We start from the raw sequence: 23,476 nt of genomic DNA, 5'->3' as shown, positions 1-23,476 counted from the left end.
GAGTGGATCCATGCCCGAAAACCACAGCAACCCCCTCGACGACCCGACCGCGAACCCGTTCGACGTGGCCGCGCAGGCCGCCGCCGACATCGCGCGCCTGACCGGCGTCGAGAACCACGACATCGCCCTCACACTCGGCAGCGGCTGGGGCAAGGCCGCCGACATCATCGGCGAGACCGTCGCGACCATCCCCGCCACCGAGGTCACCGGGTTCTCCAAGCCCGCCCTGGAGGGCCACGTCGGAACGCTCCGCAGCATCCGCACCCCCGGCGGGAAGAACGTGCTCGTGATCGGCGCACGCACGCACTACTACGAGGACCACGGCGTGCGCCGGGTCGTGCACAGCGTCCGCACCGCCGCCGCCACGGGAGCGAAGATCATGGTGCTGACCAACGGTGCCGGCGGCATCCGCGAGACGTGGAAGCCCGGCCAGCCCGTGCTGATCAGCGACCACATCAACCTCACGGCCGACTCGCCGCTCGAAGGGGCGACGTTCATCGACCTCACCGACCTGTACGCCCAGCGTCTGCGGGACATCGCCCGCACCATCGACCCGAGCCTCGACGAAGGCGTCTACACGCAGTTCCGCGGCCCGCACTACGAGACCCCGGCCGAGGTGCAGATGGCGAAGCACATCGGCGGCCACATCGTCGGCATGTCGACCGCTCTCGAAGCCATCGCGGCGCGCGAGGCCGGCATGGAGATCCTCGGCTTCTCGCTCATCACGAACCTCGCCGCCGGCATCCAGAAGACTCCTCTCAGCCACGCCGAGGTCATCGAGGCCGGGCGCGAGGCCGAGCCGGTGATCTCCGCCCTCCTGGCCAGGGTGGTCGAGGCCCTGTGAACGACGAGCGGCTCGCCGAGGCCCGTGCCTGGCTGCGACAGGACCCCGACCACGAGACCCGGGATGAACTCGCCGGTCTGATCACCCGGGCCGGAGGCGGCGATGCCGCGGCCCTCGCCGACCTGGACGACCGGTTCCGCACGCGACTCGCCTTCGGAACCGCCGGCCTGCGCGGAGAGCTCGGCGCCGGCAGCAACCGGATGAACCGCGTGCTCGTCGCCCAGGCCGCCGCCGGTTTCGCGGCCTATCTCCGCGAGAAGTCGACGGGCGGCACGCCGACCGTCGTGATCGGCTACGACGGTCGCCGCAACTCGCGGGTCTTCGCCACCGACTCCGCCGAGCTCTTCGCCGGAGCCGGGCTCCGCGCGATCCTGCTCCCCCGACTGCTCCCGACGCCCGTGCTCGCCTACGCCGTGCGCCATCTCGGCGCGGATGCCGGCGTGATGGTGACCGCGAGCCACAACCCGCCGAACGACAACGGCTACAAGGTGTACCTCGGCGGCCGCGACCAGGGTTCGCAGATCGTCGCCCCGGCAGATGCCGAGATCGCCGCGCACATCCAGCGGATCGCGGATGCCGCCGACGCGGCCGCCCTCCCCCGCTCGACCGCCTACGAGACCGCGGGCGAGGACATCGTCGAAGCGTACGTGGCGGCGACCGCGGCCGTGGCACCGGCTCCCGAGGGCGCCTCGGAACTCCGCTGGGTCTACACCGCGATGCACGGGGTCGGGTGGGAGACGCTGTCGCGCATCCTGCACGCTGCCGGCTACCCGCAGCCCGCTGTCGTCGACGAGCAGCTGACCCCCGACGCCACGTTCCGCACCGTCTCGTTCCCGAACCCGGAGGAGCCGGGCGCGATGGATCTGTCCTTCGCGACGGCCCGCCGCGCGAAGGCCGACTTCATCCTGGCGAACGATCCGGATGCCGACCGCCTCGCCCTGGCCATCCCCGATGCTGCGGCACAGGGCGGCTGGCGGAGGCTCACCGGCAACGAGGTCGGACTGCTGCTCGGCGCTCGCGCGGCACGCGCGGCCGCCGGTGTTCCCGGTGCGTCCCTCGCGTGCTCGCTGGTCTCCTCGCCCGGGCTGGCCGCGATCGCCGCGCATCACGGACTCGACTTCCACGAGACGCTCACCGGGTTCAAGTGGATCTCCCGCGCACCCGGCATCGCCTTCGGCTTCGAGGAGGCCCTCGGCTACCTCGTGAACCCGGAGACCGTCCGCGACAAGGACGGCATCTCCGCAGCGATCGCGATCCTCGGACTCGCCGCAGAGGCGCACGGACGCGGGGCCACGCTCGCCGACCTGCTCCGCGAGCTGGGCGAGACCTACGGCCACTTCGCCAGCGGGCAGGTCTCCGTGCGCGTCGAGGATCTCGCGGTCATCGGCAACGTCATGCTGGCCCTGCGCACGCTGCCCCCGACGCAGATCGCCGGGCGCTCGATCGCCTCCGCCGAAGACCTGCTGCAGGGCGCTCCCGGGCAGCCCTCGGGCGATGTCCTCCGGTACCGCCTCACCGACGGCTCCCGGGTGATCGTGCGCCCGAGCGGCACCGAGCCGAAGCTCAAGGTCTACATCGACTCCCGCGCCGAATCCGCCGAGGGCGCCCTGGCGGCCGTGGCAGAACTCGAGGCGGGCGTGCGCGCACTGCTCGACGAGCGCTCCTGACCATGCCGACCCGCCGGATCGTCGTCAGCGCTCACAACGGGGTGCATGCGCGCCCTGTCGCCGAGCTCGTGCGCCTCGCTCAGGCGCACACGGCGACGATCACGCTCCGCACCGCCGACGGCTCGGTCGTGGATCTCAGCAGCGTGCTGGCGGTGATGGACCTCGCGATCGGCACCGGCGACGCGGTCGTGCTGGAGACGACGGACTCCGCGTCATCGGATGCGGTGCTCGATCAGCTCGCGGAGGTGCTCGACCCGCGGTCGTGATCGCCGCGCTCAGCCGTCGATGACGGCGACCAGCTCGTCGAGGAACGCCTCGAACGTCGTCCCGCGCCGCACGATGCGCTGCACGCTGTCACGTTCGCTGAACACCTCGACGAGCTGCTCGAAAACGGTCTGGAACGCCGCACGATCGCTCTCGCTGAACGCCGCGAGCGCGACGACCTGCACCCGGCCACCGCCCCAGGCGGCCGAGCCGTCGGTCACCCCGATCGCGATCGCCGTGCGGCTCGCGGTCATCTGCAGGGCGTGCGGCACCGCCAGGGCATCCGTGAAGGCGGTCGAGGACATCCGCTCGCGGGCGATCGTGTTCTCGACGTAGTCCTCGCCGATCAGGCCGGCCGTGACCAGCAGCCCGCCGAGGCGACGGATGATCGCCTCCTCGCCCTCGTCGGGGAGCGGGAAGACGTAGGCGTCGGCGTGGAAGTAGCGGGCGAGCTCGCCGCGGAGCCTCGTGAGCCGCCGACCGCGGCGGAGACGCGCAGCTGCCTGCTGGATGCGGTCGACGTCCGCGTCGGTGAGGAACGGCTGGATGCGCACGAAGCGGTCCCCGGCGGATCCGGGCTCGATCGTGCTGAGCACCAGATCCGTGTCGAACGACGCCCAGTCGGGGTCGACGTTCGTGACGACGCTCGTGACCTCGATGGCCGATCCGAGCGACCTGTCGACACTGGAGCGCAGCAGTTCGTGCAGCTCGTAGTAGCCGGGGCAGACGATCGTGGCGGTCAGGATGGACTCGGCCTTCCTGCTGCGCTCGAGCCGTCCGCCGACGTGCATCGCGATGTACGCGATCTCGTCGTCGTGGATCGGCGTGCCGACCCGGTCGTGCAGCCCGCTCGCGATCGAGACGGCGACCTCGAAGATCATCGGGTACGACGTCTTGAGCGACCGCGTGAGCGGGTTGCGGGTCAGCGCGCTCTCCTCGGCTCGACGCAAGAGGTTCTGCACGTGCAGCGCGAGACGGAGCACGAAGGTCTCGTCGACGAGATCGACCTGGTAGTCGTCGGCTGCCCGGGTGATCTCGGCCCGTACGGCGGCCTCCACGGCAGGATCCACGCCGCTGCGTGCGACGTCCCCGGCGGCGTCCTCGCCGGGGGCGACGATGCGCGTGAGCACGAGCGAGGCGAGGTGACCGCTGTCCCCCTCGCCGAGCACGACGCCGAAGTTCTCGTCGGCCAGGCGGGCGATGACCGCCCCCACCCGGGGGATCTCCTCCCGAGCTCCGGCGGGCGAGGAGTCGAGCGCGTGGCCCGCGGCGACGCGCTCTGCCGCGATCGCGATGTGCAGCAGCACGTCGGCGATCGCCAGCTCGTTCACGTAGTAGCCGAGCTCGCCCAGCTCGCGCACCAGCGCGGTCTTGAACGGACCGACGGCGTGCGCCGCGACCGCGCTGCCGGAGAGGGCCCGGCGGAAGGTCTCGGGATGGAACGATGCATCGTCCATCTCGTCGTGCGCCAGCCGGCTGAGTAACCGGCGCTGAGCCGCTTCGTTCCCGCGCAGCCGCACCGTCTCCCGGTCGCGCTCCAGAGCGAGGTCGGTGCCGTCGAGCAGCCCGCGCACCCGCACGAGGTCCGCCTCCAGGGTCGCTTCGCTGACATGCAGCTCGTCGGCGGTGTCGAAGACGTCGATGCCGTCGGGCAGATCCAGCAGAGTCCGCACGAGCGCGTGCAGCCGGTCGCGCGGCGCCGACTCCCCCGTCTGCCGCATCCGGATGGCGCCGCGGGCGCCAGGCCCCGCGCGGTAGCCCGCCGGTCCCGACTCGATGACGCCGGCGCCGGGCGTGCGCGCGTTCAGCGCGGCGACATAGGAGCGGATGCTGCGCGGCGTGACGCCGAGAACGTCGGCGAGACTCGCCGCGGTCGCCCAGCCCTCCTGACGGAGCAGGGTGGAGAGGAGCTGGTCCTGACGCTGTCGCGACATGATCCCTCCGACTTCCCCACGTGCTGACTGCACTGTCCTGGCGTGACCTCCATGATGTCAGCTACCGGGGTGGCCGTGCGCGGAAGCCGCTGTTCCGCGGGGGCGGAAAGGAACCTGTTGGCGCAGCACACCCGTTGGTTCACAGACTGTTCTCAGGAAGGTGGAATCAATGAGGATCCTCGTGGTGTGCGGCGCCGGTGCGTCCAGCACGTTCGTCGCCCAGCGGCTCCGGCGCGCGGCGACCAATGCCGGGCTCGACTGGGATGCTTCGGCCGGCATGGAGCATTCCGTCTCCGCCAGCGACCACGACCTGATCCTGGTCGGTCCCCATCTCGCCGACCGTCTCGACGCGATCCGCGATCACGCGCATTCGCCCGTCGCCGTGCTTCCGGACGACGTGTTCGCCGACCACGACGGCGCTCTCACCCTCGCGTTCGCACGATCCTTCCTCGACGACCTCAGGAACTCCCCGAAAGGAACATCATGACCGCCACACGCACCGTTCGGATCGGCTCCTCCCACGGCCTGCACGCACGACCCGCGAAGCTCTTCGCACAGGCCGCGAAGGAGTCGGGCCTCGCCGTCACCATCGCCAAGGACTCCGGCAAGCCGGTGAACGCCGCCAGCATCCTGGGCGTCATCTCCCTCGCCGTCGAGCACGGCGACTATGTGACCCTGACCGCGGACGGCGACGGCGCGGAAGACGTGCTCGACACCCTCACCGAGCTGCTCACGACGGACCACGACCAGGACGCCGCCGGATGAGCGAGCTGCGCGGTGTGGGAATCGGCCTCGGTGTCGCCCAGGGGCCCGTCGTCCGGATGACCGAGGCCATGCCCGCGCCCGACGAGACCCCCAGCAGCATCGGCGCAGAGGCCGAGCGCGCCAGGGTGCGCGAGGCGATCTCGGTCGTCGCCCAGGAGCTGACCGCGCGCGGCGAGACCGCGGGCGGCTCGGCGCAGGAGGTGCTCGAGGCGCAGGCGATGATCGCGGAGGACCCGACGCTGCAGGACGAGGTCGACGGACGAATCGACGCGGGAGCGACCGCCGAGCGGGCCGTGCACGACGCATTCGCCGGTTTCCGCGCGACCCTCGAAGCCGTCGGAGGCTACCTCGGCGAGCGCGCCGCCGACCTCGACGACATCGCCCAGCGGGTGCTCGCACGGCTGCGCGGTGTCGATGCCCCCGGCGTCCCGGACCCCGGGCATCCGTTCGTCCTCGTCGCGCGTGATCTCGCGCCGGCGGACACGGCGCTGCTCGACCTGGACAAGGTGCTCGCGCTGATCACCGTCGACGGTGGGCCCACCTCGCACACGGCGATCCTCGCCCGCGAGAAGGGCATCGTCGCGATCGTGGGCGTCGCCGACGGATTCACGCTCGCGAACGGCGACACGGTGATCGTCGACGCGGCCGCCGGTGTCGTGACGGTCGACCCGACGGCGGACGAGAAGGATCGCGCCGCTCAGCGCGCGGCCGCTCGCATGTCGGCCGATGCCGCACCACTGACTCCCGGCGCCCTCGCCGACGGCACGCCGATCGCGCTGCTGGCGAACCTGGGGAAACCCGCGGACGCGGCCGATGCGGTCGAACGGGGGGCCGAGGGCGTCGGGCTCTTCCGCACCGAGTTCCTGTTCCTGTCGTCATCGCAGGCGCCGACGATCGCGCAGCAGCGCGAGTCGTATCGCGAGCTGCTCGAAGCGTTCCCCGGCAAGAAGGTCGTCGTGCGGATGCTGGACGCCGGGGCCGACAAGCCGCTCGCGTTCCTCAACGACGCGCACGAGGAGAATCCGGCACTGGGGCTCCGCGGCATCAGGGCGCTGCGCGCGAGCGAGGACATCCTGCGCGAGCAGCTGACCGCCCTCGCAGAGGCGGATGCCCAGACCGACGCCGACCTGTGGGTCATGGCGCCGATGGTGGCGACCGTGGAGGAGACGGTGTACTTCACCACCCTCGCCCGCGACTACGGGCTGAAGACCGCCGGAGTCATGGTCGAGGTGCCCGCCAGCGCACTGCTCGCGGACAGGGTGCTCGCGCACGCCGACTTCGCCTCGATCGGCACGAACGACCTCACGCAGTACACGATGGCCGCCGATCGGATGCTCGGCTCGGTCGCCGGGCTGCAGGATCCCTGGCATCCCGCCGTCCTCCGCCTGGTGCGCGAGGTCGGAGATGCCGGGTCCCGTCTCGGCAAGCCGGTGGGGATCTGCGGCGAGGCCGCCGCCGACCCCATGCTCGCGGTCGTGCTCGTCGGTCTCGGCGCGACGAGCCTGTCGATGGCTCCGTCCGCTCTGGCGGACGTCAGGCACACCCTTTCCGAACGCACCCTCGACGAGGCCCGCAGCCTCGCACAGGTCGCACTGGCGGCGGACGACGCCGCCGGTGCCCGCAAGGCCGTAGCCGATGCCACAGCCGCCCTCTCCCCTCACCAGAAAGAGACGACATCATGACGACGACGTCACCCGCCGCCCAGAGAACGGGCGGCCTCCGAACAGGCGTGCAGCGCTTCGGCACGTTCCTGTCCGGAATGATCATGCCCAACATCCCCGCGCTGATCGCATGGGGGATCATCACCGCGTTCTTCATCCCGGTGGGCTGGACACCGAATGATCAGCTCTCCACTCTCGTGGGCCCGATCATCCACTACCTGCTGCCGATCATCATCGCGTACACGGGCGGCACGATCGTCTACAAGACCCGAGGCGGCGTCGTCGCGGCGATCGCCGTCATGGGCGCCATCGCCGGTTCGGATTACCTCATCGCCCAGGTGAACGCCACGCTCCCGGCCGACAACCAGCTCGGCCAGATCCACATGTTCATCGGCGCGATGATCATGGCGCCGCTCGCGGCGTACTCCATGAAGTGGCTCGACTCGCTGTGGGACGGCAAGATCAAGGCCGGCTTCGAGATGCTCGTGAACATGTTCTCGGCCGGCATCTGGGGATTCGTCCTCGTCGTGATCGGCTTCTACCCGGTGGCGTGGCTCGTCAACGGGCTGATGAACGTGCTCTCCACCGCCGTGAACTGGCTCGTCGAGACGAACCTGCTCCCTTTGACGAGCATCCTCATCGAGCCCGCGAAGGTGTTCTTCCTGAACAACGCGATCAACCACGGTGTGCTCACCCCGCTCGGCACGCAGCAGGCGGCCGAGAGCGGCAAATCGATCCTGTTCCTCCTCGAGGCGAACCCCGGCCCCGGCGTCGGTCTGCTCCTCGCGTTCACGATCTTCGGCATCGGCGCCGCGCGCGCCTCGGCCCCCGGGGCCGCGGTCATCCAGTTCGTCGGCGGCATCCACGAGGTGTACTTCCCGTTCGCGCTGATGAAGCCCGTCCTGATCCTCGCTCTGATCGCGGGCGGCATGACCGGTGTCACGACGAACATGCTGTTCGGTACCGGTCTGATCGCGCCAGCCGCGCCAGGAAGCATCATCGCCGTTCTCGGCCAGACCTTCCGCACCGACTATCTGGGAGTCATCCTCTCGGTCATCCTGTCGGCAGCGGTCACCTTCGTCATCTCGATGATCATCCTGCGGGCGAGCCGCAAGAAGGACCTGGCGAAGGAAGACGCCTTCGCGGCAGCCGTCGCCCAGACCGAGGCGAACAAGGGCAAGTCCTCCGACGCGCTCAGTGGACTGGCGGCGAAGGCGGCCGGCGCGGCGGCAGCCGGAGCAGCCGTGGCGACCGATCGTCGGATCGAGAACGTCGTGTTCGCCTGCGACGCCGGGATGGGATCGTCGGCGATGGGTGCGAGCGTGCTGCGCAACAAGTTCAAGAAGGCCGGGGTCGAGGGCGTCACCGTCACGAACCAGGCCATCGCGAACCTCGACGGCACGGCCGACCTCGTGATCACCCAGCAGCAGCTGACGGATCGCGCGAAGGCCCAGTCGCCGAACTCGATCCACGTGTCCGTCGACAACTTCATGAACTCTCCGAAGTACGAAGAGGTCGTCGAGATGGTCCGCGACCAGCGAAAGGAAACCCCATGAGCGTTCTGACCCTCGGCCAGGTCCGCATCCACTCCGGCAGCAGCACGCAGGAGGCTGCGCTCCAGGAGGCCACCGACATCCTCGTCTCCGCAGGAGCCGTCACACCCGCCTACGTCGACGCGATGCGCCAGCGCGAGGAGACCGTCTCGACCTACATGGGCAACGGCCTCGCGATCCCGCACGGCACGAACGACACGAAGGACGCGATCCTCGGTTCCGCGCTCTCGGTGGTCCGCTATGACGGCGGCGTCGACTGGGCCGGCGAGCCCGCGACGTTCGTGATCGGCATCGCGGGGCGGGGTGACGAGCACCTGGAGATCCTGTCGCAGATCGCGATCCTCTTCTCCGACGAGGACGACGTCGAGAAGCTCAACGTCGCGCAGACTCCGGACGAGCTGTTCGCGCTGCTCTCCGCCGTGAACGAGTGAGCCGTGATCGAGCGATGAGCGACGGACGGGCGATGAAGGCGGTCCACTTCGGCGCCGGCAACATCGGGCGCGGCTTCGTGGGCCTGCTACTGCACGAGGGTGGCTACGAGGTCGTGTTCTCCGACGTCGCCGACGCCCTCGTGGACGCCATCAACGCGGTCGACGAGTACACCGTGCACGAGGCGGGCCCCGGCGGCGTCGACCATGTCGTCACCGGGTTCCGCGCGGTGAACAGTCGCACCGACCCGGAGGCCCTCACCCAAGAGGTCGCGACGGCGGACGTCGTCACGACCGCAGTCGGACCCACCGTGCTGCGCTTCGTGGCACCGGCGATCGTCGCGGGTCTCGCGCAGCGCTCTCCCGACGCCCCACCACTTCAGGTGATGGCGTGCGAGAACGCGATCGGCGCGACGGACCTGCTCCGTTCGGAGATCCAGACGGCGGCCGGGGCGGATGCCGGAGACCTGATGTCGCGCGCGGTCTTCGCGAACACCGCCGTCGACCGCATCGTGCCGGCACAGCCCCCCGGCGGGGGTGTGGACGTCACGGTCGAGCCGTACTTCGAGTGGGCGATCGAGTCCGTCCCGTTCGGCGGCGCCCTGCCGAACATTCCCGGGGCGCACTTCGTCGAGGACCTCGCGCCGTTCATCGAGCGCAAGCTCTTCACGGTGAACACGGGACATGCCGCGACCGCCTACTTCGGTGCCCGCGCCGGTGTCGAGCGCATCTCCGACGCGCTGGCCGATCCCGACATCGCCGCCCGCGTGTCGGCGGCGCTCGAAGAGACATCGGCAGTGCTGGTCGCCGAGCACGGGCTCGATCCCGAGGATCTCGCGGACTACCGGGCGACGATCCTCGACCGGTTCCGTAACCCCTCCCTGGTCGACACCGTGCAGCGCGTCGGGCGACAGCCGCTCCGCAAGATCTCGAGGAACGAGCGGTTCATCGGGCCGGCGGCCATGGCCGCGGAGCGGGGTCTGCCCGCTGACGCCCTGGTCGCCGCTGTCGCCGCGGCGCTCGAGTTCGACGACGCCGACGACGAGCAGTCGGTCGAGCTCCAGAGGCTGTTGCGCTCCGAGGATGCGCGGGCGCTCACCGCGCTCACCACGGGACTCGACCCGGAGCATCCGCTGTTCGCCGCCGTCCGCGACGCCGTCGAGAAGCGACAGCAGGCACTCCGCGACGCCTGATCCCGCGCCGTGCCGAAGCGCCCCCGCCCACCCGATACGATCGGGAGCGGGGGCGCTTTCCCGAGCGCCGCCCTTTCGAGCATCGCCTTTTCGAGCACAGTGACGTGCGGGGAGCAGCATGAACAGATACGCCGTGATCGGCGCGGGCCCGTCGGGGCTGGCCACGGCTCGCGCGCTGCAGAAGCGCGGCATCGCGGTCGACGGGTACGAGGCGTCACACGGCGTCGGCGGCCTCTGGGACATCAGCAATCCACGCAGCACGATGTACGAGTCGGCGCACCTGATCTCGTCGCGCACGACGACCGAGTTCACGGAGTTCCCGATGCGCTCCCGCGTCGACTATCCCGGCCACCGGGTGATGCAGGCGTACTTCCGGGACTACGCGGAGCACTTCGACCTCGCCGGCCTGTTCCGGTTCGAGACGAGGGTCACGCGTCTCGAACCGCGTGACGGCGGATGGGACCTCGCGAGCGACGGGCCCGACGGCGCGCAGACGCGATGGTACGCCGGCGTCGTGCTCGCGAACGGGACGCTCGCGGAGCCAAACGTCCCGGACTTCCCCGGAGCCTTCGCGGGCGAGCTTCTGCACACCAGCGCCTACAAGTCGGCGGGGCAGCTCGCCGGCAAGCGGGTGCTCCTGATCGGCGCGGGCAACTCCGGCTGCGACATCGCGGTGGATGCCGTGCACCACGCGGCATCCGTCGACATGAGCGTGCGGCGCGGGTACTACTTCGTCCCCCGTTACCTGTTCGGCCGGCCCAGCGACACGCTCAACCAGGGGCGTCCGCTTCCCGCGAGGATCAAGCAGGCGGTCGACAGCCGCGTCCTGCGGGCCTTCACGGGCGATCCGGTCCGCTTCGGTTTCCCGAAGCCCCGCTACCGCATCTACGAGTCGCATCCCATCGTGAACACCATGGTCCTCAATCATCTGGGTCAGGGTGACCTGCGGATCCGGGCCGACGTCGAGCGCTTCGACGGGAGCACCGTGCACTTCCGCGACGGCAGCGCCGACGACTACGACCTCGTGCTCCTGGCGACCGGATACACGCTCGACTACCCCTTCGTGGACCGGGAGCACCTCCACTGGCAGGGCGCATCGCCACGCCTGTTCCTCAACCTGTTCCCCGCGTCGTTCAACGGGCTGTACGTGATGGGCATGATCGAGGCATCGGGCATCGGCTGGCAGGGCCGCTACGAACAGGCCGACCTCCTCGCCGCCTATCTCGACGCGGTCGAGCGCGATCCGGCACGTGCGGCACGCTTCCGTGACCGCGTCACCGCGGCGCCCTGGCCGGACCTGACCGGCGGATACCACTACCTCGGACTCGACAGGATGGCGTACTACGTGAACAAGGACGCCTACCGCGGTGCCGTCCGTCGCGAGAAGAGCGCCCTGGAGGCATCGGCATGAACGTCGACGACGTCGTCCTCTCGTTCACACCAGGAACCCTGACCATCCTCAACGTGGTGCTCGGGCTGATCATGTTCGGGATCGCCCTCGACACCGCTCCGAGCGACTTCCGCGTCGTGGCGAAGCATCCGAAGCCCTTCGTCATCGCCCTCCTCGCTCAGCTGCTCCTGCTGCCGATCGCCACCTTCCTGCTGACGCTGGTGCTCCCGGTCCCGCCGTCGATGGCGCTCGGCATGCTGCTCGTGGCGTGCTGCCCGCCCGGCAACATCTCCCAGGTGCTCACGCACCGGTCCGGCGGCAACGTCGCGCTCTCGGTGTCGCTGACCGCGGTGGGCAACCTCCTGTACATCGTCGCGATGCCCCTGAGCATCACGTTCTGGGGGTCGCTGCATCCGACCGCGCGCACGCTGCTGCGCGACGTCGCCCTCGACCCGTGGCGGATGCTGCTGGAGATCCTGCTCATCGTCGGCCTCCCCTTCGCGCTCGGCCTCCTGCTGCGGGCGAAGGCCCCCGGCCTGTCCGCCCGCGTGCAGCCCGTCGTGAAGTGGTTCAGCCTCATCGCCCTGCTCGGCTTCATCGTCGCAGCGCTCGTCGGCAACTGGGCGGTCTTCGTGCAGGTCCTCGGCGTGATCCTCCTGGTGGTCGCCGTGCACGACGCCGTGGCGCTGGCTCTCGGATACGGCACGGCGGTCGTCGGCGGCCTCGGCACCCGCGAACGGAAGGCGATGACGTTCGAGGTCGGCATCCGCAACGCGGGTCTCGGCCTCGGCCTGGTCTTCCTGTTCTTCGACGGGCTCGGCGGCATGGCCATCGTCGCCGGCTGGTGGGGCATCTGGGACATCATCGCCGGCCTGGTCCTCGCGGGGCTCTGGGCGCGGCACACGAAGAGACGCACCGGCTCGACGACCGGCGATGCCAGCGGACGCACCGCGACCGAGGCCGCTCCGTGACGCGGGTGCTGATCACCGGGGGCGGCGGGTTCCTCGGATCCCACGTCGCACGCGCACTGGCCGCCAGAGACGACGTCGAGCTCGTCGTCTCCGCGGATCTGCGCACCGGCGTCGCACGACGCGGAATCCTGGACGTCGTGCTCGACGTGCAGGACGCCGATGCGATCGCTCCCCTGTTTCGGGAGCACCGCATCGACACCGTCGTGCACCTCGCCGCTATCGTCAACCCGGGGCGGGACGTCGACCGGGAGTACCGCGTCGACGTCGAAGGATCGGCGAACGTCCTCGCGGCGTGCGTCTCGGCCGGTGTGCGGCGGATCGTGGTCTCCAGTTCCGGCGCCGCCTACGGCTACCACGCCGACAACCCGGAATGGATCGACGAGGACCAGCCGCTCCGCGGCAACGACGCCTTCCCGTACTCGCGGCACAAGCGCCTCGTCGAGGAGATGCTCGCCGAGCATCGCACGACCCACCCCGAGCTGGAACAGGTCGTGTTCCGCATCGGCACGATCCTGGGGCCCTCCGTGCGCAATCAGATCACCGCACTGTGGGACGGCCGCCGCATCCTCCGCATCGCTGGCTCCGACTCCCCCTTCGTGTTCGTCTGGGTGGACGATGTCGCGGACGCCATGGTGCGGGCGGCGACCGACGGCCCGGCCGGAGTCTTCAACGTCGCGGGCGACGGGCGGATGACGGTGCCCGAGATCGCGGCGCGGCTGGGCAGACGCCAGCTCGTGCTCCCCGCCTGGGCGCTCGCCTCTGCGCTGCGGATCGGACGGATGCTGCGCCTCACCGAGCATGGTCCGGAGAAGGTGCCGTTCCTGCGGTTCCGGCCCGTCCTGGCGAACAGGCGGCTCAAGGAGGAGTTCGGCTTCGTCCCGACGCGCACCACCCGCGAGGCGTTCGAAGAGTACCTCGCCACCCACCCATCGGTCGGCGGCGCTGCCGGAAGGCGTCCTGCGGCGGAGTAGCGTTGACCTGTGCAGAGGAAACGGGGTCGTCGCGTCCTGAAGTGGGTGCTCTGGAGCCTCGCGATCGTGCTGGTGCTCGGTGTCGGCGGGATCGTCGCCTGGAGCCAGATCGGCGTCATGCCCGCCGAGCCGGGACCGCTGGCCGGTGTCCGCGAGAACGCCGCGATCACCGTCGAGGACGCCGAACAGGGGATCGTCCTCGCTCCGGCCGACGGAGAATCCGAGCTCGGCCTGGTCTTCATCCCCGGCGCGAAGGTCGATCCCTGGGCATATGCCGCGATCCTGCAGGGACTCGCGGAGGACGGGGTCACGGTGGTGATCACCCGCCCCTGGTTGAACCTCGCCTTCTTCGATCCGCGCGGGCTCGACTCCTTCACGTCGGCCGCGCCGGGCGTCGATGTCTGGAGTGTGGGCGGGCACTCCCTCGGCGGCGTGCGCGCCTGTCAGCTCGCGGCCGATGCGGATGCGCTCGTGCTCTTCGGCTCGTACTGCGCGACGGATCTCTCCGCGAGCGAGCTGCCGGTGCTCAGTCTCGCCGGCAGCGATGACGGGCTCTCCACTCGGGAGAAGATCGATGCCGCGCGAGATCAGCTTCCCGCCGATGCGGAGATGGTCGAGATCGAGGGCGCATCGCACGCGTCCTTCGGCGACTACGGTGCACAGGCCGGCGACGGCACGCCCACGATCTCGATGGACGACATGCACGCCGAGGTCACGGAGCGCGCGGGCGCCTTCCTCGGAGAACTCGTCCGCTGATCCGCGCTCACCGGGAGAGCGGTCGCACGGCGTCCAGCAGCGGATGCAGATGCCGCGTGCGCAGCACGGCGGACGCTGACGCCGCTCCCGCAGCGAGAGCGGCCGCGACACCGGCCCCCGAGAGCCGGGCGTCGAGGACGCCGGCGAAGAAGGCGTCCCCCGCACCGTTCGTATCGGTGACCTCGACGGGGACCGCCGCCACACGGTGCTCGGCGCCGTCCTCGTCGATCGCCACGGCTCCGTCCGCCCCGAGCGTGCAGACGGCGAGGCGGGATCCGGCGGCTATGCATCGGCGGAGGAACGCCACCGGGTCGTCGAGCCGATCGGCGTTGCAGAAGATCGCATCCGCGGCGGCCAGGAACGGCCGATGGAACTCGGCTTCCCCGTCGTAGTCGTGCACGTCGACCCAGATCGGCGTACCGACCGCGCGCGCCAGCGGCAGCAGCCGCTCGGACTCCGCTCCGAGATCGAGCACGACCACGTCGGCCGCGGCCATCGCAGCCCGCACGGCGTCGTCGAGGGCGCCCGCCGTCGCCCGCGGGGCGGCGAGGTACAGCGAGACCCGTTCACCCCCGCGGGTCATCAGGTTGAGATGCCGCTCCGTCACTCCGTCCGCCCAGCGCACGTTCACCCCGGCGGCGCGCAGTGCATCGCGGAGCCTGTCACCCTGCTCGTCGTCTCCCGCCTGCGCATACAGCGTCGTCGCACGCCCGAGCGCCGTGAGGCTGAACGCCTTTCCGGCGCTCGTCCCGCCGACCGTCTCCCACGTCTCCTCCGCGAACTGCATGTGCGGGACAGGCTCAGGGAGCCGGTCGAGGACGACGATGGTGTTCCACGAGGCGGGGCCGACGATGAGCACGGAAGCAGGCATGCGACCATCCTGCCGGGACATCGGGCGTCAGCCGATGCGCTTGATCAGCGCGTCCAGTCCCATCCCGTAGTCGATGCGCACGACGGGAAGCGCGAGCTTGTCGGTGCCGATCGTGACATAGCCCGGCTCGATCGTCCGCGCCATCTCATAGCCGGCCTGCAGGACGCCCTGCTTGGCCGTGTCGTTGTAGTGCCCGAACGGGTAGGCGATGACCTCGCGGACGCCGAGGATGTCACCGGACATGTTGAGGTCCGCGGCGATCTCGTCGGGCGTCCAGTTGACGATGCGACCCTGGCCGTTGGCCCCGGCCTGGTGCATGTCGTGCGTGTGCGAACGCCGGAGGACGTAGATGGACGGCGGCGGGTCCGAGCGGTACGCCGTGATCATGAACGAGGTCGTGAGCAGCTCGTACTTCTCCACGAGCGGCACCGCGAGGTCGAACCAGGTCTGATCCGCATCGTCGTCCGTGATGATCACCGAACGGGCGGGAAGGTACAGACGCCCGTCGATGAAAGCACTCAGCTCGTCCCACGTCGGCAGGTAGAAGCCCGTCGTGGCGATGTGGTTCATCTGGGCGTCGAAGTCGCCGATGTACGCGTAGTTCCCCCGCAGCCACCCGGACTCGCCGTCGGGGTTCGTCGTGAACTGGTGGTACATCAGGATCGAGACCTGCGTGTTGGCGGCGACGTTCTCCTCCGGCGTCGTCCAGGCGCCGTGGAGCTCGATCTGCTGGTCGGTGCACGTCACCGGATCGGCGCCGTTGACACGGGCCTCGGGGGTGAGAGCCGCGGCGTCGTCCGGCGTCGCGTACCAGCCGGCGAAGACCTGCCCATCCGACGCAGGGATCGGCAGCGCCACGTAGAGGCCGTTCTGCCACTGCAGCATGGGATCCTGCACGATGCCGTCACCGGCGAAGGACACCGCGCAGGCCAGCGGATTGTCGGCGTCGGCGAGGATCTGCTCGGCGGCCGAGAGCGGTTCGGGCTCGGGCTCCGGCGTGGGAAGGTCCGACGCCGTCGTCGTCGGCTTCTTCTCCGCGTCGGGCGTCCCGTTGGTCCAGACGAAGGCGGCGACGGCGCCCCCGCCCAAGAGAACGACGGCGGCGCCCACGATCACGGCGAGAACGCTCGCCCGACGTCGAGTGGTGCGGGACATCTCAGTCGTTGAATCCTTCGGCGATCATCTCGACGAGCTCTTCGCGCTCTTCGACTGGCAGGAAGGCGGCCGCGGCCGCGTTGAACTGGAAGGTCTCGAGGTCGTCGAGGTCGTACTCGAATGCCTCGACGAGCAGGGCGAGCTCGCGGGTGAGGGACGTGGCGCTCATGGTGCGGTTGTCCACGTTGACCGTGACCGCGAAGCCGAGCTGGTAGAGCAGGTCGAACGGGTGGTCGGCCAGCGTGGTACCCCATGCGGCGATGGCCCCGGTCTGCAGGTTCGACGACGGGGAGAGCTCCAGCGGGATCTCGCGATCGCGCACCCAGCGGGCCAGCTCACCGAACTGCACCTGCACCTCGTCGCCCTCCTGGGTGACGACCTGGAGGTCTTCCGCGATGCGCACGCCGTGGCCGAGGCGCAGAGCGCGACCGTCGAGCAGTGCCGAGCGGATCGATGCGGGTCCGGCGGCCTCACCGGCGTGCACGGTCACCGGGAAGAAGTTCTCGGCGAGGTAGTCGAAGGCCTTGCGGTGGTTCGACGGCGGGAAGCCGTCCTCGGGCCCGGCGATGTCGAAGCCGACGGCACCCCGTCCACGGAAGTCGACCGCGAGCTCGGCGATCTCCAGAGAGCGATCCGTATGGCGCATCGCGGTGATCAGCTGGCCGACGCGGATGCTGCGACCGTCGCGGTCCGCGGCGTCCTCGCCCTCCTCGATGCCCTGCTGCACGGCCTCGACAGTCTGCTCCAGCGTGAGGCCACGGCTCAGATGCTGCTCCGGAGCCCAGCGCACCTCGCCGTAGATCACGCCGTCCGCTGCCAGGTCCTGGACGAACTCGCGCGCGACGCGCGTGAGTCCCTCCTGCGTCTGCATCACGGCGGTGGTGAGGTCGAAGGTCTTCAGATACTCCACGAGCGAGCCGGAGTCGCTCTGCTTCGCGAACCAGCTGCCGAGCGCGGCGGGCTCCGCCTCCGGCACCTCGAGGCCGATCTCGTCCGCCAGCTCGATGATCGTGGCCGGTCGCAGGGCGCCGTCCAGGTGGTCGTGCAGCGACACCTTGGGCAGGCTGCGGAGGGAGATCCCCTGGATGGTGACGTCGCCGTTCGCATCGATCGACATGGTGATCCTCTCGGTGGCGGAAGTGCTGAGTTCAGGTTAGCGGTCGCCGTCAGGCGGTGATGCGCTCGCGCACGATGGGACCGGCGGCCGGCGCCTTGTCCCCGATCGCCCACGAGCCCTCGAGCGCCTCGATCGCCCGCGGGAACCGCGCCTCGTCCGCCGCGGACAGCGTGAACAGCGGCTGCCCGGCGTCGACACGATCGCCCGGCTTGACGTGCAGGTCGATGCCCGCCTCGAAGACCACCGGGTCCTCGGCACGGGCCCGGCCCGCCCCCAGACGCCAGGCGGCGATACCGAACGGCAGCGCGTCCATGCGGGTCACGACGCCGTCGGTCGGAGCCGTGACGACGTGCGTCTCACGAGCGGTCGGCAGCTCGGCATCCGGGTCGCCGCCCTGGGCGCGGATCATCGCCTTCCAGCTGTCCATCGCACGGCCGTCGTCGAGGGCGGCCTCCACGTCGGCATCCGGCTTCCCGGCGAGGGAGAGCATCTCCTGCGCGAGCGCGATGGTCAGCTCGCGCACGTCGGAGGGGCCGCCGCCGGCGAGGATCTCCACGGATTCGCGCACCTCGTTGGCGTTGCCGATCGCGAACCCCAGCGGGACGTTCATGTCGGTCAGCAGCGCGGTCGTCGCGACACCGGAATCGGTGCCGAGCGCGACCATCGTGCGGGCCAGCTCCCGGGCGCGATCGATGTCCTGCATGAAGGCGCCGGAGCCGAACTTGACGTCGAGAACGAGTGCGTCGGTGCCCTCGGCGATCTTCTTCGACATGATGCTCGACGCGATCAGCGGGATGGCCTCGACCGTTCCCGTCACGTCGCGCAGAGCGTAGAGCTTCTTGTCGGCGGGTGCGAGGCCCGACCCCGCCGCACAGATGACCGCTCCCACGTCGCCCTGCATCTGCGCGAACATCTCCTCGTTGCTGAGCGCCGCGCGCCAGCCGGGGATGGACTCGAGCTTGTCGAGCGTGCCGCCGGTGTGACCGAGGCCACGACCGCTCAGCTGCGGCACCGCCACGCCGAACGACGCCACCAGCGGCGCGAGCGGAAGGGTGATCTTGTCACCGACGCCGCCCGTGGAGTGCTTGTCGACGGTCTTCTTGCCGAGCGAGGCGAAGCTCATCCGCTCCCCCGACGCGATCATCGCATCGGTCAGCACGCGGATCTCGTCGCGCTCCATGCCGCGCTGGAAGATCGCCATCGCGAACGAGGCCATCTGCGCGTCGGAGACGTAGCCGCGGGTGTAGGCGTCGACCATCCACCGCAGCGCCTTCTCGGGCACGGCGCCGCCGTCCCGCTTGGCGCGGATGACATCCACTGCATCGTAGGGCTCGACGGTCATCGTGCATCCTCCAGGTCTCGGGGCCCGAACGCGTCGGGCAGCACCTCGTCGATCGTGCGGATGCCGGAGACGGTCTCCAACAGCATCCCGGGCATGGCGTGCTCGAAGAGCAGCTGGCGGCAGCGACCGCACGGCATGATCGTCTGCCCGTCGTTGTTGACGCACACGAACGCGACCAGCTGGCCGCCGCCCGACATGTGCAGGTCGCCGACGAGCGCGCATTCGGCGCACAGCGTCACGCCGTAGGAGGCGTTCTCGACGTTGCAGCCGGCGACGATGCGTCCGTCGCCGACGAGCGCCGCTGCGCCGACGCGATACCGCGAGTACGGCGCGTACGCCTTCGTCATGGCATCGGTCGCGACCTGACGGAGCTCGTCCCAGTCGATGTCAGTCATTGTGGAGCTTCCTTCTTCGGGACACGGCTAGGACTTGATGTACGGCTTGCCGTCTGCCGCGGGTGCCTTGATCTGTCCCGCGAATCCGGCGACCGCGAGCAGCGTCACCAGGTACGGGAGCATCAGCATGAACTCGCCGGGAATCGGCGTCTTCAGGATCGAGAGCAGGTTCTGCAGGTTCGTCGCGAAGCCGAACAGCAGCGCGGCGAGCGTCGCACGGATCGGGTCCCAGCGACCGAAGATCACGGCGGCGAGGGCGATGAAGCCGAGACCCGCCGTCATGTCCTTGCCGAACTGCGGCACCGAGACGAGCGTGAAGTACGCACCGCCCATGCCCGCGATCGCACCGGCCAGCAGCACGTTCCAGAACCGGGTCGGGTTGACCTTGATGCCCACGGTGTCGGCGGCCTGCGGGTGCTCGCCGACGGCGCGCAGGCGCAGACCCCAGCGGGTGCGGTACAGGCCCCAGGCCACGACGGCGACGGTGACGAACATCAGATACCCGATGAACGTCTGGTTGAAGAGCACGGGGCCGATGATCGGGATGTCGCTCAGCACGGGGATCTCGATGCGCGGGAAGCGCACCGGGGTGTTCAGCGTCGCCTCGTTCGGAGCGAGCAGTGCCCCGTAGAGGAAGCCGGTGAGACCGGTGACGAGCACGTTGAGCACGACGCCGACGATGACCTGCTCGACGAGGTACTTGATCGCGAAGGCGGCGAGCACGCTGGCCACCAGAACGCCGCCGATCATCGCTCCGACCAGCCCGACGAACGGGTTGCCGGTGATGCTGGAGAGGAGCGCAGCCGAGAAAGCGCCGAGCAGCAGCTGTCCTTCGATGGCGACGTTCACGACGCCGGCGCGTTCGCCGATGACGCCGCCCAGGGCGCCGAACACGAGCGGTACCGACAGCGACACCGCGCCGAAGAGCAGGCTCGTGACCGGGACGAGTCCGCCGGCGGATGCCCAGACGAGGAACGCGAAGACGGCGAGCGTGCTGAACGCAACGACCAGCCACAGCGAGGGCTTGCGATACGTCCATGCGCGGAGGAATGCTCCGACCGTCAGGACGACGAGGATGCCGAACACGACCCAGAAGGTCGAGGCCGTCGGGAGGGCGACGTCGGGCAGCGCGAGCGCCGACGACTTGTCGGAGAGTCGGAAGGTGCTGGTGCCGTCGCGCGGAACGAACACGAAGAGGATCGCGAGGAGCGCAGCGGCGACGGCCAGCACGATCGGCGCCTTGAGGTGCCGCTGCTTCACGGTCGCGAGCTGCACCGTGCCGTCGGCTGCCTCGGTGTGCACGAGAGACATCATGCCGTCACCGCCTTCTTCGCGGCCTTGGCTCGGAGCCGGGCCGCCTTCTCGATGTCGGTCTTGGGCAGGAAGAACACGGCGCGCAGCAGCGGCGGCGCGGCGATGAAGAGCACGACCAGGGACTGCACGACCAGCACGATGTCGACCGGGATGTCCTGCGCCTGCATCGAGAACGATCCCGCCTTGAGTGCGCCGAACAGGATGCCGGCGGCGAAGGTGCCCCAGGCGCGGCTGCGTCCGAGGAGCGCGACGGTGATCGCATCGAAGCCGATGCCGGCGTCGATCGTCTCGGTGACACCGGTCGTGACCGCACCCTGGATCTGGTTCATGCCCGCGAGGCCCGCGAGGCCTCCGGCGAACAGCATCGCGTAGACGTAGACCCGCTGCACGCTGATGCCCGCCGCACGCGCCGCGTGCGGGTTCTCGCCGACGGCGCGCATCCGCATGCCGAGCGACGATCGCTCGATGAGCCACCAGACGAACAGCGTCGCCACGACCACGACCACGAATCCGAAATCGAGAAGGGGGAACTGCGGCCCGAGCAGCGTCGGGAACTGCGCGCTCTCCGGCGTGGCCGACCCCAGTGCCTGGTTCGTACCCGGCTTCTGCAGGAGGCCCGGTGTGCGGATCATCCAGAGCAGCAGGTAGTACGCGATGTAGTTGAGCATGATCGTGAGGATCACCTCGTGCGCACCGGTGCGTGCCTTGATGAGGCCGGCGATGGCACCCCAGAGCGCGCCGCCTGCGATACCGGCGATCAGCGTCACGGGGATGTGCAGCCACAGCGGCAGGTCGAGCGAGAAGGTCAGCAGAGCGGCGACCGCGACACCGATGAGCATCTGGCCGCGTGCACCGATGTTGAACAGTCCCACACGGAACGCGAGTGCGACACCGAGGCCCGCGGCGATCAATGGCGCTGCGAAACCGAGGGTGTTGGTGAGCGGACGGATCTGCGCCGCGAAATCAGCGCCGCGCGCGTTGAAGATCGCACCGCGGAACAGCGCCTCGTACCCGTTGTACACCGCGTTCCAGGCGGCGGCGATCGTGTCGCCGGGCTTCGCGAAGAAGTAGCCGGAGGCCTCCTGCACGTCTTCGTTGGTGGAGGCGATGAGGATGCCGCCGACGATGAGCGCCAGGACGATCGCGAGGACCGTCGTGACGGCGCTGCCGCGCAGCATCTCCTTGAGGATGACGTTGCCGCGGGGCGGCGGCGGCACATCGGAGGAATCGCGGGGAACCGTGCCGGTCGGCGTGCCGAGCTGCTCCGGGGGGATGCCCTTGGTCACGTCTCCCGCGCCGGGCGTCGATCCGCTCACGCCGCCACCTCTCCTTCAGCCGCTCCGGCCATCATGAGTCCGAGTGTCTCTCTGGGGGTGTCGCCCGGCACGATGCCGACGATCGCTCCGCGGTACATGACCGCGATCCGGTCGGCGAGGGCGGCGACCTCGTCGAGCTCGGTGGAGACGACGATCACGGGGACGCCCGAGTCGCGCGTCTCGATGATCCGTTTGTGGATGAACTCGATCGAGCCGACGTCGACGCCGCGAGTCGGCTGTGCGGCGACCAGCAGCCGCAGTTCGCGGCTCATCTCGCGCGCGATGACGACCTTCTGCTGGTTGCCGCCCGAGAGCGTGCCGGCCGGAGTGTCCGGCCCCTGCGTGCGGATGTCGTACTCGCGGATGCGCTCCTTGGCGAAGGCGTCGAGCACACCCCGCAGGATGGTTCCACCGCGGCTGAAGGTGCGGTCGTCTGTGCGGTCGAGGATCAGGTTCTCCGCGACGGAGAAGCCGGCGACCAGTCCGTCTTCGGTCCGGTCCTCGGGGACGAAGCCCACGCCGGCGTCGAGGATCGCGCGCACGCTCTTGCCGACGAGTTCCGTCCCGTCGAGCGTGATGCTCCCCTCCACGCGTGCGGCGAGGCCGACGATGGCCTCCACCAGCTCGGTCTGGCCGTTCCCCTGCACGCCCGCGATCGCGAGGACCTCACCGGGGCGCACCGCGAAGTCGATGCCGTCGACGACGATCGCGCCGGCGGGTGTGAGCACCCGCAGACCCGAGATCTCGAGTCCTCCGTCGCCGAGACGGGGCGCGTCCTTGTGCACCGTGAGCTCGACGGCGCGTCCGACCATGAGCGAAGCGAGCTCGGCGTTCGTCGCCGAGGGCGAGGCCTCGCCGACCACGCGTCCGAGACGGACGATCGTGATCTTGTCGGCGACTTCGCGCACCTCGCGGAGCTTGTGGGTGATGAAGACGATCGCCGTGCCCTCGTCGCGGAGCTGGCGCATGATGCCCATGAGCTCGTCCGTCTCCTGCGGGGTCAGCACGGCCGTCGGCTCATCGAAGACGAGCACCTTGGCATCGCGGGAGAGAGCCTTGATGATCTCGACGCGCTGCTGGACGCCGACCGGGAGGTCGCCGACGAGCGCGTCGGGGTCGATGTCGAAGCCGAACCGCGCTGCCACCGATCGCACGTGCTCTCGCGCCTTCGCGATGTCGAGCGTGCCGAGGGCCTTGGTCTGCTCGTGGCCGAGCATCACGTTCTCCGCCACCGTGAAGACGGGCACGAGCATGAAGTGCTGGTGCACCATGCCGATCCCGGCCGCCATCGCGTCACCGGGGCCGCGGAAGCGCTGCACGACGTCGTCGAGGAGGATCTCGCCCTCGTCGGCCTGATAGAGGCCGTACAGGACGTTCATCAGCGTGGACTTGCCTGCGCCGTTCTCACCGAGCAGCGCGTGGATCTGCCCCGGTTCGACCACCAGATCGATGTGGTCGTTGGCGACGAGAGTACCGAATCGCTTGGTGATGCCGCGAAGTTCGAGCTTCATATCTGCACCTTATCCAGAAGAGTCGTCCAGAAGGATCTTCGTCCGATCACAGTGCGGG

The 23,476-nt window shown here is 69.7% G+C and carries 22 protein-coding genes; 13 read left to right on the top strand and 9 right to left on the bottom strand.

Annotated features, from left to right (window positions below; genetic code table 11):
- The first annotated feature begins 10 nt into the window (after nt 1-10).
- Genes ABD648_RS19770 through ABD648_RS19760 form a run of 3 tightly spaced genes read left to right on the top strand, consistent with a single transcriptional unit; the run spans nt 11 to nt 2,777 of the window.
- Complete coding sequence (locus ABD648_RS19770; protein ID WP_282216635.1) at nt 11-844, top strand: purine-nucleoside phosphorylase; 834 nt, start codon at nt 11-13, stop codon at nt 842-844.
- Nucleotides 841-2,511 (top strand): phospho-sugar mutase, encoded by a 1,671-nt coding sequence (locus tag ABD648_RS19765; RefSeq protein WP_282216634.1) that lies wholly within the window; start codon nt 841-843, stop codon nt 2,509-2,511. The genes ABD648_RS19770 and ABD648_RS19765 overlap by 4 nt, the downstream gene beginning before the upstream one ends.
- 2 nt (nt 2,512-2,513) lie before the next feature.
- The gene (locus tag ABD648_RS19760) at nt 2,514-2,777 is read left to right on the top strand and encodes an HPr family phosphocarrier protein (RefSeq protein WP_282216633.1); all 264 of its coding nucleotides are present in this window, start codon (nt 2,514-2,516) and stop codon (nt 2,775-2,777) included.
- Between the two features lie 9 nt (nt 2,778-2,786).
- Here the strand turns inward: ABD648_RS19760 and ABD648_RS19755 are convergent, their stop codons facing one another.
- Nucleotides 2,787-4,709, bottom strand: a complete 1,923-nt coding sequence (locus ABD648_RS19755; protein WP_282216632.1) for a BglG family transcription antiterminator — start codon at nt 4,707-4,709, stop codon at nt 2,787-2,789.
- A gap of 169 nt (nt 4,710-4,878) precedes the next feature.
- Between ABD648_RS19755 and ABD648_RS19750 the strand changes: the two genes are divergently transcribed.
- From ABD648_RS19750 to ABD648_RS19705, 10 genes are all read left to right on the top strand, one after another.
- Nucleotides 4,879-5,196 carry a PTS sugar transporter subunit IIB gene (locus tag ABD648_RS19750; RefSeq protein WP_282216631.1) on the top strand — a complete coding sequence of 106 codons (318 nt, stop codon included), beginning with the start codon at nt 4,879-4,881 and terminating at the stop codon, nt 5,194-5,196.
- Entirely contained in the window at nt 5,193-5,474 is a 282-nt protein-coding gene (locus ABD648_RS19745) for an HPr family phosphocarrier protein (RefSeq protein ID WP_282216630.1), read from the top strand. The genes ABD648_RS19750 and ABD648_RS19745 overlap by 4 nt, the downstream gene beginning before the upstream one ends.
- Nucleotides 5,471-7,156, top strand: coding sequence for a phosphoenolpyruvate--protein phosphotransferase (gene ptsP / locus ABD648_RS19740; protein ID WP_282216629.1), 1,686 nt, complete (start codon nt 5,471-5,473; stop codon nt 7,154-7,156). Before ABD648_RS19745 ends, ptsP begins: the two co-directional genes overlap by 4 nt.
- Nucleotides 7,153-8,691, top strand: a complete 1,539-nt coding sequence (locus ABD648_RS19735) for a PTS mannitol transporter subunit IIBC (protein WP_282216628.1) — start codon at nt 7,153-7,155, stop codon at nt 8,689-8,691. The genes ptsP and ABD648_RS19735 overlap by 4 nt, the downstream gene beginning before the upstream one ends.
- A complete protein-coding gene (locus ABD648_RS19730) occupies nt 8,688-9,119 on the top strand; it encodes a PTS mannitol transporter subunit IIA (RefSeq protein WP_282216627.1) in 432 nt (143 codons plus the stop codon). The genes ABD648_RS19735 and ABD648_RS19730 overlap by 4 nt, the downstream gene beginning before the upstream one ends.
- Nucleotides 9,120-9,151: 32 nt before the next feature.
- Entirely contained in the window at nt 9,152-10,309 is a 1,158-nt protein-coding gene (locus tag ABD648_RS19725; RefSeq protein WP_282217456.1) for a mannitol-1-phosphate 5-dehydrogenase, read from the top strand.
- Between the two features lie 118 nt (nt 10,310-10,427).
- The gene (locus ABD648_RS19720) at nt 10,428-11,720 is read left to right on the top strand and encodes a flavin-containing monooxygenase (RefSeq protein ID WP_282216626.1); all 1,293 of its coding nucleotides are present in this window, start codon (nt 10,428-10,430) and stop codon (nt 11,718-11,720) included.
- Complete coding sequence (locus ABD648_RS19715) at nt 11,717-12,670, top strand: bile acid:sodium symporter family protein (protein WP_282216625.1); 954 nt, start codon at nt 11,717-11,719, stop codon at nt 12,668-12,670. The genes ABD648_RS19720 and ABD648_RS19715 overlap by 4 nt, the downstream gene beginning before the upstream one ends.
- On the top strand, nt 12,667-13,641 hold the full coding sequence (locus ABD648_RS19710; protein WP_282216624.1) for an SDR family oxidoreductase: 975 nt from the start codon (nt 12,667-12,669) through the stop codon (nt 13,639-13,641). The genes ABD648_RS19715 and ABD648_RS19710 overlap by 4 nt, the downstream gene beginning before the upstream one ends.
- A gap of 9 nt (nt 13,642-13,650) precedes the next feature.
- The gene (locus tag ABD648_RS19705) at nt 13,651-14,397 is read left to right on the top strand and encodes an alpha/beta hydrolase (RefSeq protein ID WP_282216623.1); all 747 of its coding nucleotides are present in this window, start codon (nt 13,651-13,653) and stop codon (nt 14,395-14,397) included.
- Nucleotides 14,398-14,404: 7 nt separating this feature from the next.
- On the opposite strand, the gene ABD648_RS19700 is transcribed toward ABD648_RS19705, so the two are convergent.
- The 8 genes from ABD648_RS19700 to ABD648_RS19665 are packed head-to-tail and all read right to left on the bottom strand — an operon-like array spanning nt 14,405 to nt 23,418.
- Nucleotides 14,405-15,268, bottom strand: a complete 864-nt coding sequence (locus tag ABD648_RS19700) for a carbohydrate kinase family protein (protein WP_282216622.1) — start codon at nt 15,266-15,268, stop codon at nt 14,405-14,407.
- Nucleotides 15,269-15,295: 27 nt separating this feature from the next.
- Nucleotides 15,296-16,423: a polysaccharide deacetylase family protein gene (locus ABD648_RS19695; protein ID WP_282216621.1), complete on the bottom strand. Its 1,128-nt coding sequence runs from the start codon at nt 16,421-16,423 to the stop codon at nt 15,296-15,298.
- 1 nt (nt 16,424) lies between these two features.
- Nucleotides 16,425-17,540: an adenosine deaminase gene (locus ABD648_RS19690; RefSeq protein ID WP_282216620.1), complete on the bottom strand. Its 1,116-nt coding sequence runs from the start codon at nt 17,538-17,540 to the stop codon at nt 16,425-16,427.
- 49 nt (nt 17,541-17,589) lie between these two features.
- A complete protein-coding gene (locus ABD648_RS19685; RefSeq protein WP_282216619.1) occupies nt 17,590-18,882 on the bottom strand; it encodes a thymidine phosphorylase in 1,293 nt (430 codons plus the stop codon).
- Nucleotides 18,879-19,277 carry a cytidine deaminase gene (locus ABD648_RS19680; RefSeq protein ID WP_046012982.1) on the bottom strand — a complete coding sequence of 133 codons (399 nt, stop codon included), beginning with the start codon at nt 19,275-19,277 and terminating at the stop codon, nt 18,879-18,881. Before ABD648_RS19680 ends, ABD648_RS19685 begins: the two co-directional genes overlap by 4 nt.
- 27 nt (nt 19,278-19,304) lie before the next feature.
- On the bottom strand, nt 19,305-20,588 hold the full coding sequence (locus tag ABD648_RS19675; RefSeq protein ID WP_425561738.1) for an ABC transporter permease: 1,284 nt from the start codon (nt 20,586-20,588) through the stop codon (nt 19,305-19,307).
- The gene (locus ABD648_RS19670) at nt 20,588-21,907 is read right to left on the bottom strand and encodes an ABC transporter permease (protein ID WP_282216617.1); all 1,320 of its coding nucleotides are present in this window, start codon (nt 21,905-21,907) and stop codon (nt 20,588-20,590) included. The genes ABD648_RS19675 and ABD648_RS19670 overlap by 1 nt, the downstream gene beginning before the upstream one ends.
- Nucleotides 21,904-23,418 (bottom strand): ABC transporter ATP-binding protein, encoded by a 1,515-nt coding sequence (locus tag ABD648_RS19665; protein ID WP_282216616.1) that lies wholly within the window; start codon nt 23,416-23,418, stop codon nt 21,904-21,906. Before ABD648_RS19665 ends, ABD648_RS19670 begins: the two co-directional genes overlap by 4 nt.
- Nucleotides 23,419-23,476 lie beyond the last annotated feature (58 nt).

The organism is Microbacterium luteolum, from assembly GCF_039533965.1.
In the GTDB taxonomy this organism is placed as follows: Bacteria; Actinomycetota; Actinomycetes; order Actinomycetales; family Microbacteriaceae; genus Microbacterium; species Microbacterium luteolum.
This window is presented reverse-complemented; position numbering and strand designations above follow the sequence as displayed.